This is a genomic window from Mycobacterium sp. E3298 (assembly GCF_001666895.1).
Lineage (GTDB): Bacteria > Actinomycetota > Actinomycetes > Mycobacteriales > Mycobacteriaceae > Mycobacterium.
In genome coordinates this window covers 25,095-33,083 of sequence record NZ_LZJB01000156.1, presented here as the reverse complement: position 1 = coordinate 33,083, position 7,989 = coordinate 25,095, and the positions used below count along the sequence as shown (strand labels likewise).

The 7,989-nt window shown below is 71.0% G+C and carries 8 protein-coding genes and 2 pseudogenes; 5 read left to right on the top strand and 5 right to left on the bottom strand.

The features are described 5' to 3' along the window. Positions 1-58: pseudogene (locus A9X05_RS30925) on the bottom strand (YlxR family protein); the annotation flags it as partial. Positions 59-83: 25 nt separating this feature from the next. Here A9X05_RS30925 and infB point away from each other — a divergent pair. The 3 genes and pseudogenes from infB to A9X05_RS07330 form a co-directional block, all read left to right on the top strand. Beyond that, positions 84-2,135, top strand: a pseudogene (gene infB / locus A9X05_RS07340) (translation initiation factor IF-2); the annotation flags it as partial. A 55-nt stretch (positions 2,136-2,190) separates the two neighbouring features. Further along, positions 2,191-2,664 carry a 30S ribosome-binding factor RbfA gene (gene rbfA, locus A9X05_RS07335; RefSeq protein ID WP_067759943.1) on the top strand — a complete coding sequence of 158 codons (474 nt, stop codon included), beginning with the start codon at positions 2,191-2,193 and terminating at the stop codon, positions 2,662-2,664. After that, positions 2,639-3,649, top strand: coding sequence for a bifunctional oligoribonuclease/PAP phosphatase NrnA (locus A9X05_RS07330; RefSeq protein WP_067780310.1), 1,011 nt, complete (start codon positions 2,639-2,641; stop codon positions 3,647-3,649). The genes rbfA and A9X05_RS07330 overlap by 26 nt, the downstream gene beginning before the upstream one ends. Before the next feature lie 12 nt (positions 3,650-3,661). On the opposite strand, the gene A9X05_RS07325 is transcribed toward A9X05_RS07330, so the two are convergent. Genes A9X05_RS07325 through A9X05_RS07315 form a run of 3 tightly spaced genes read right to left on the bottom strand, consistent with a single transcriptional unit; the run spans position 3,662 to position 5,398 of the window. Next, a complete protein-coding gene (locus A9X05_RS07325) occupies positions 3,662-4,243 on the bottom strand; it encodes a hypothetical protein (RefSeq protein ID WP_067780307.1) in 582 nt (193 codons plus the stop codon). 22 nt (positions 4,244-4,265) lie between these two features. After that, positions 4,266-4,637: a hypothetical protein gene (locus A9X05_RS07320; protein WP_067780304.1), complete on the bottom strand. Its 372-nt coding sequence runs from the start codon at positions 4,635-4,637 to the stop codon at positions 4,266-4,268. Positions 4,638-4,648: 11 nt separating this feature from the next. Then, positions 4,649-5,398, bottom strand: coding sequence for an enoyl-CoA hydratase (locus A9X05_RS07315; RefSeq protein WP_067780301.1), 750 nt, complete (start codon positions 5,396-5,398; stop codon positions 4,649-4,651). Between the two features lie 44 nt (positions 5,399-5,442). Here A9X05_RS07315 and A9X05_RS07310 point away from each other — a divergent pair, with 44 nt between their 5' ends. After that, positions 5,443-5,712 carry a DUF2277 domain-containing protein gene (locus A9X05_RS07310; protein ID WP_067759927.1) on the top strand — a complete coding sequence of 90 codons (270 nt, stop codon included), beginning with the start codon at positions 5,443-5,445 and terminating at the stop codon, positions 5,710-5,712. Next, positions 5,709-6,281 (top strand): DUF1802 family protein, encoded by a 573-nt coding sequence (locus A9X05_RS07305; protein WP_067780298.1) that lies wholly within the window; start codon positions 5,709-5,711, stop codon positions 6,279-6,281. The genes A9X05_RS07310 and A9X05_RS07305 overlap by 4 nt, the downstream gene beginning before the upstream one ends. On the opposite strand, the gene A9X05_RS07300 is transcribed toward A9X05_RS07305, so the two are convergent. Then, positions 6,240-7,964, bottom strand: a complete 1,725-nt coding sequence (locus tag A9X05_RS07300; RefSeq protein WP_067780294.1) for a CocE/NonD family hydrolase — start codon at positions 7,962-7,964, stop codon at positions 6,240-6,242. The two genes, A9X05_RS07305 and A9X05_RS07300, sit on opposite strands and share 42 nt — an antisense overlap. Positions 7,965-7,989: the final 25 nt, after the last annotated feature.

Here is a 7,989-nt window from a genome sequence, read left to right as displayed (position 1 = left end):
CTCTGGTGAAAGCCCGCCGCCGAATCGCCTGTTGCACGCACTGCGATACGGGATGCAGCCACGCACCCCGCCCCGGCGGCCCTGACGGCGGCGGTGGAAACTACCGCGGCGGTGGTGGAGTTGGGGCCCCGCCCGGGGGTGGCGGCGGTGCGGGAGGTTTTCGAGGCCGTCCCGGTGGCGGCGGTGGCGGCGGCGGCCGCCCCGGTCAGCGCGGCGGCGCGGCCGGCGCGTTCGGCCGTCCCGGGGGTGCGCCCCGACGCGGCCGCAAGTCCAAGCGGGCGAAACGCGCCGAATACGAGAACATGCAGGCGCCGGTCGTCGGCGGCGTGCGGTTGCCGCACGGCAACGGCGAGACGATCCGGCTGGCCCGCGGCGCGTCGCTCTCCGACTTCGCCGACAAGATCAACGCCAACCCGGCCTCGCTGGTGCAGGCGTTGTTCAACCTCGGCGAGATGGTGACGGCCACCCAATCGGTCGGCGACGAGACGCTCGAGCTGCTGGGCAGCGAGATGAACTACGTCGTCCAGGTCGTCAGCCCGGAGGACGAGGACCGCGAGCTGCTGGAGTCGTTCGACCTGACCTACGGCGAGGACGAGGGCGGCGAGGAAGACCTGCAGACCCGGCCGCCGGTGGTGACCGTGATGGGTCACGTCGACCACGGTAAAACGCGGCTGCTGGACACGATCCGGAACGCCAGCGTGCGTGAGGCCGAGGCCGGTGGCATCACCCAGCACATCGGTGCCTACCAGGTCTCGGTCGACCTCGACGGCAACGAGCGGCTGATCACCTTCATCGACACCCCGGGACACGAGGCGTTCACCGCCATGCGTGCCCGCGGCGCGAAGGCCACCGACATCGCCATCCTGGTGGTCGCCGCCGACGACGGCGTGATGCCGCAGACGGTGGAGGCCATCAACCACGCGCAGGCGGCCGACGTGCCGATCGTGGTGGCCGTCAACAAGATCGACAAGGAGGGCGCCGACCCGGCCAAGATCCGGGCACAGCTCACTGAATACGGTTTGGTGGCCGAGGATTTCGGTGGCGACACGATGTTCGTCGACATCTCGGCGAAGGAGGGCACGAACATCGAAGCGCTCGAAGAGGCGGTGCTGCTGACCGCCGACGCGGCCCTGGACCTGCGGGCCAACCCCGACATGGAGGCCCAGGGCGTGGCGATCGAGGCGCACCTGGACCGCGGCCGCGGCCCGGTCGCGACGGTGCTGGTGCAGCGCGGCACGCTGCGCGTCGGCGACTCGGTGGTGGCCGGCGACGCGTACGGTCGGGTTCGCCGCATGGTCGACGAGCACGGCGACGACGTCGAGGAGGCGTTGCCGTCGCGGCCGGTGCAGGTCATCGGCTTCACGTCGGTCCCGGGCGCCGGTGACAACTTCCTGGTCGTCGACGAAGACCGCATCGCTCGCCAGATCGCCGACCGGCGCAGCGCCCGCAGGCGCAACGCGCTGGCGGCGCGGTCCCGCAAGCGCATCAGCCTGGAGGACCTGGACTCGGCGCTGAAGGAAACCAGCCAGCTGAACCTGATCCTCAAGGGCGACAACGCCGGTACGGTCGAGGCGCTCGAGGAGGCCCTGATGGGCATCCAGGTCGACGACGAGGTGGAACTGCGCGTCATCGACCGTGGCGTCGGTGGCATCACCGAAACCAACGTCAACCTGGCGTCGGCGTCGGACGCGGTGATCATCGGGTTCAACGTGCGCGCCGAGGGCAAGGCGACGGAGCTGGCCAACCGCGAGGGTGTGGAGATCCGCTACTACTCGGTGATCTACCAGGCGATCGACGACATCGAGAAGGCCTTGCGCGGCATGCTCAAGCCGATCTACGAGGAGCAGGAGCTGGGTCGCGCCGAGATCCGCGCGATCTTCCGGTCCTCCAAGGTCGGCATCATCGCCGGCTGCATGATCAGCTCCGGGGTGGTGCGGCGCAACGCGAAGGCCCGCTTGTTGCGGGACAACGTCGTGGTCACCGAGAACCTCACGATCAACTCGCTGCGCCGGGAGAAGGACGACGTGACCGAGGTGCGCGAGGGCTTCGAGTGCGGTATGACGCTGGGCTACTCCGACATCAAGGAAGGCGACATCATCGAGTCCTACGAGCTCGTGCAGAAGGAGCGCGCCTGACCGCCACCGCCGACGATGCAGAACGAAGTGATGAGGAGAAGGCGGTGAATTCATAATGGCCGACCCCGCCCGGGCGCGCCGACTGGCCAAACGCATCAACACGATCGTCGCATCGGCGATCGAATTCGAGATCAAGGATCCGGGGCTCGACGGGGTGACCATCGTCGACACGAAGGTCACCGCCGACCTGCACGATGCGACGGTGTTCTACACCGTGATGGGCCGCACCCTGGACGACGAGCCGGACTACGCCGCCGCGGCGGCCGCGCTGGAGCGGGCCAAGGGCGCGCTGCGCACCATGGTGGGGGCGGGCACCGGTGTGCGCTTCACGCCGACCCTGACCTTCAGCCGCGACACCACGTTGGACACCGTGCAGCGGATGGACGAGTTGCTGGCGCGCGCCCGCGCCGCGGACGCGGACCTGGCGCGCGTCCGATCGGGGGCCAAGCCGGCCGGGGATGCCGATCCTTACCGTCCCAGCGGGGCAAGCGACGAGGACACCGGTGACGGCGACCGACGCGAAGACTGAGCTGTCCCGCGCCGCGGGAGCCGGGGCACGCGTCGACGCCCGCGGCGCGGTCGAATTGCTTTCCGCCGCCGAAACCATCGCGGTGGTCGCCCACGTCCACCCCGACGCCGACACCATCGGCGCCGGGCTGGCGCTGGCCTTGGTGCTGGACAAGTGCGGCAAAAGCGTCGAGGTCGGTTTCGCCGAGCCCGCGACGCTGCCCGAGTCGCTGGCCTCGCTGCCCGGCTGTGGATTGCTGGTGGCCGCGGATGCGATGCAGCGCGACGTCGATTTGGTTGTCACCGTTGACGTTCCGAGCGTCAAGCGGCTCGGCGCGCTCAGCGAGCTGGCCGGTCCGGGCCGCGAATCGCTGGTGATCGACCACCACGCCTCCAACGAGCTGTTCGGCACCGCGAATTTCGTTGACGTGTCGGCGGATTCGACCACGATGTTGATCGCCGACATCCTCGACGCGTGGGACAAGCCGATCGACCCGGACGTCGCGCACTGCATCTATGCCGGGCTGACCACCGACACCGGTTCCTTCCGCTGGGCCACCGCCCGCGCCCTTCGGCTGGCGGCCCGGCTGGTGGAGGCGGGCGTGGACAACGCGGCGATCAGCCGGACGCTGATGGACAGCCACCCCTTCGACTGGCTGCCGCTGCTCTCCCGCGTGCTGGGCTCCGCGCACCTGCTGCCCGACGCCGCCGGTGGTCGGGGGCTGGTGTATGCGGTTGTCCGACACCAGGATTGGATCAGTTCGCGTCCCGAGGAAGTCGAGAGCATCGTCGACATCGTGCGCACCACGCAGCAGGCGGAGGTGGCCGCGGTGTTCAAGGAGGTCGACCCGCTGCAGTGGTCGGTGTCGATGCGGGCCAAGGCCGAGGTGGACCTGGCGGCGGTCGCGTCCGCGTTCGGCGGGGGCGGTCACCGGCTGGCCGCCGGCTATTCGACGAGCGGCCCGATCGAGGACGCGGTGGCTTCGCTGCGCAGTGCCCTGGGCTAGGACGCCGTTGGGCTAGAACGCCCAGCTGCCCGCGCGCTGCAGCACGAATCCGTGGTCGCCGCTGGTGGTGTCCAGGCAGGCCACCAGGTTGTCGGCGCCGACGGCGCACGTGACGTTCAGGTACGTCAGCTTCTGGCCCACTCCGAGCAACTTGCCGCCCGGGGGAAGAGCCGCGGGGTTGCCGTCGCATCCGCCGTAGGACATGCGGCTCAATTGGTAGCCCGGCCCCTTGAACTCAGCGGAACCCACCAGGCAGTCGCCCGGGTGCGGGCGCCCGCCGAGGACGGGAACGTCGTCGATCCCGGGCATGTCGCCCTTGCACTTGATGTCCTGTGACGGCTGCGGCGCAGGCGCCGGCCCGCCGTAGAAGTCGCACGCCAGCGAGTACGGGGTGGAGAAACTGATTCGGGGCGGGGTGCCCGGCCCGGAGCTGGCCACGTAGCCGTCCGCCGGGACCGGGGCGAAACCGTCCAGACTGGGAAAGCCCGCCGGTGGCAGCGCGGCCGCGCGCGGCAACGCGGGCCCCGCGAGCGCGAACGCGAGCGCCAGAGCGCCCACCAGGACCCTCACGGTGACGTCGACGACCGTACGCATCAGCTGATCGTATGGGTTGACCTCAGTTCACCCATAAACCAGCGGCGATCAAAACGGACCCGAGGGCCATGACCAGGCCTAATGCCGGCCATTTCCACATCCCGGGGCGTCGGCGAGCACCCGCGACCAGCGCCCCGACGCATGACACCAGCAGTCCCACGGCTATTCCGGCGACGATGACGACCGTCCCGGCGAAGGTGCGGTGGACGAAGTGGGTGACACCGGGGCTGTCGCAGTTATCGCTGCATATCGGCAGCATCAACCACATCGAGGACAACAATGCCAAGGCGAACGCCCCGGCACTGACCACCAGCTGCACGACGAAGAGCAGCACGGTCGCGACGGTGTCCGCGGTCGCTCGTCCGCGCCGCTGAGGCGGCGGGAATTGCGTCATCAGTTCGGCCGCTAACGGACCTGGGCCCGGCCGCGCTGCAGCACCGCCTCGCGGTTGGCGGCGATGTCGTCGCCACTGGTCCGGAACCGTTGGGCCGCCATCGCCTCCTGCCACAAGCCCGCGCTGGTCTGCGCGTCGTCGATCCGGTGATAGGACGCCAGCAGCGCCCGCACCGCGTCCTGGTTGTTGCCGACGATCGACGCCGCCACGGCGCGGGCGGTGCCCGACAGCGCCTCGTGCGGCACCACCTCGGTCACCAGCCCGGCGCGCAGCGCGTCGGCCGCCGACAGGTAGTCCCCGGTCATGCTCATGCGCCGGGCCAGGCCGACGCCCACCTTCTGCGGCAGCCGCACGCTCAGCCCCCAGGTGGGCAGCAGGCCCACGCGGGCGTGGGTGTCGGCGAACCGGGCGTTCTCCGAGGCGATCAGGATGTCGCAGTACAGGGCCAGCTCCAGTCCGCCGGTCACCGCGGCGCCGTTGATCGCACCGATGACCGGCTTGCTCAGCGGTGGCCACCGCGGGGAGATGTCCGGAAGAGCCGAGGAACCCCCCAGTTCCTTGAGGTCCAGGCCCGCGCAGAACACCGGGTCGGTGCCGGTGACGATGATGACGTCGACGTCGTCGTCGGTTTCCGCGTCGGCGAGGGCCCCGAAGAACCGATCCCGCAGCGCGGAGGACAGCGCGTTGCGGGACTGCGGCCGATTGAGGGTCAGGGTGCGCACCCGCTCGTCGGTCTCGATCAGCAGGATGTCATCGGTCATGTGTTCACCGTAGAGGGTGACTCGCGGCGCCTATCGTGGATCCCATGTGCCGGAACATCACCGAGCTGAGGGGCTTGCAGCCCGCGGCCACGCCGCAGGAAATCGCGGCGGCGGCGCGCCAGTACGTCCGCAAGGTCAGCGGCATCACCCACCCGTCGGCGATCAACGCCGAGGCGTTCGAAGCCGCCGTCGCCGAGGTGACCGAGACGACGACGCGGTTGTTGGCGGCGCTGCCCCCGCGACGGCAGCCGCCCAAGACGGTCCCGCCGCTGCGCCGGCCCGCAGTGATCGCCCGCCTCGAGAACGCGCAATGACGCAGACGACCACCACCGGAGCCGCGACGCCCGCGCTGAAGGAGTGGAGCGCGGCGGTGCACGCCCTGCTGGACGGGCGGCAGCGGGTGCTGCTGCGCAAGGGCGGCATCGGGGAGAAGCGCTTCGAGCTGGCCGCCGACGAGTTCCTGTTGTTCCCGACGGTCGCGCACAGCCACGCGGAGCGCGTCCGGCCCGAGCATCGCGACCTGCTCGAGGCGGCCGCCGCCGACAGCGCCGAGGATCGCCTGGTGATCCGGGCGGCGGCGAAAGTCGTTGCGGCGGTGCCGGTTAACCAGCCCGAGGGCCTGCCGTCGATCGAGGACCTGCACATCTGGACCGCCGAGTCGGTGCGCGCCGACCGGCTGGACTTCCGCCCGAAGCACAAGCTGGCGGTGCTGGTGGTGTCGGTGCATCCGTTGGCCGAGCCGGTGGACATCACCCGCGCACCCGACTACGGCGGCTGCAAGAGCTGGGTGGAGCTGCCCGTGCGGGCGCCGTTCGGGGCGCCCGTTCATGACGACGCGGCGCTAGCCGAGGTCGCCGCCCGCGTCCGCCGCGCCGTTGGCTGACAGGTCGAGCGGGCCGACGGGCAGCAGCAGCCGGGAGCGGCCGTAGCGCACGGTGTGGGTGGCCGGCCTGGACTGCCGGCCCGTCAGGATCGGCTCGTCGGTGCCCAGGTTGCGCGCGTAACGGGGGAACCAGCTGCCGGCGATCAGCACCCGGATGCGGGAGCCGGCGCGGAAGCGGTGGGCGACGCCGTCGAGCTCGATGCGGAGGGTTTTCTTCGAGTTCTTTGCGTTCTTGGCGGCGGCGTCCAGCCGCCGGTAGCCGTCGCTGACGTTCTTCGATCGGCCCTTGAAGTCGACCTCGCTCACCCGGACGAACAGGTCGACGTGGGGGTTGTCCGCGCCGTGCGCCAGCTCGACCACCGGGCTCCCGTAGACGCAGAGGTCGTGGGTGAGGGTGAGGCTGCTGAAGGCCAGCACGTCGTCGCGCGCGGCGAGCCGGCTGTCGTCGCGGTAGCCGCCGTTCGGCGAGAGCAACGGTCCGCCCGTGGTAGGGGTGGGGTCGGCGGGGTCGTAGCGGAAGGTCGCCGGTGCCAGACGCGTCAGGTCCGTCGGCGCGGTCTCGCCGAGGTGGCCGCCCGGCCGCAGGTACAGCGCGCGTTCGGTGGTGGCGGGCGGCCAGTCGGGCACGTTGCGCCAGCCCTGCCCGGTGACGCAGACCCGCACCCGGCTGGGCCGGTCCGCGGGCGCGCCGCCCAGGTGGGTGTCCAGCCAGTCCAGCGACTCCCGCATGCAGGTGCTCAATCCGGTGGTGAGCACCTGGGCGTGCGTCCACGGGCCCATGGTGAGCGCGACGTCGAGGCCCCGGCCGCGCAGGTGCGCGTACTGCTGCAGCGTCTGCCTGACGAAGATGTCCTGCCAGCCGCCGATCAGCAGCACGGGCACCTCGGCCCGGTCCAGCGCGGCGCCGCAGCGCAGGGCGTCCCAGAACGGGTCGCCCGGATCGGTGTGCTCCACCCACGACTCGAACCACGGCGCGCCCGCGCCGAGCAGCGCGCGAGCCGTCTCGCCGACCGGCAGCCCGAGGGCCGCCTGTGCCACCTTGCCGCGGTTCTGCAGCTGGCGCAGCGCGGACCGCGCCCGGATCGGGTCCTCCTGGTGGGCCACCATGTCGCTCCAGCCCAGGAAGTCGTTGATGGCGAACGAGCCTGTGCCCCAGACGGATTCGTTGAAATCGTGCGGCCCCACCGTGATGACGGCCGCGGCCAGCTCCGGTGGGGGATCGGTCAGTAGCGCCCACTGGGTGAACCCGAGGTAGGACAGGCCGACGGTGGCGAAGCTGCCGGTGAACCAGGGCTGCTCGCGCAGCCAGGCCACGGTGTCGGCGCCGTCGGCGGCCTCGTTGGCCATCGGCTCGAATGCCCCGCCCGACCCGAACGTGCCGCGCACGCTCTGCAACACGACGTGGTAGCCGCGGCTTGCGTACAGCGCCCCGAACAGCAGCGAGAACGGCAACGCGCGCCCGTAAGGGCCCCGGGCCAGCACGGTGCCGGCGGCCGACGCGGTGGCCGGCGCGTAGTGATCGGCCACCAGGTCGACCCCGTCGCGCATGGGCACCCGCACGCGTTCGACGGTGTAGTCCATCGTCGCGGGCCGCAGCCCCAGCAGCCGGCCGGCGGCCTTGGCGCCGACGTGCCGCAGGGTGTGCAGGGCGGGCTGGGCTGGTCGCGTGGAGGTGATACTCACGGTGCCCAGGTTAAGGCCCGCCGGT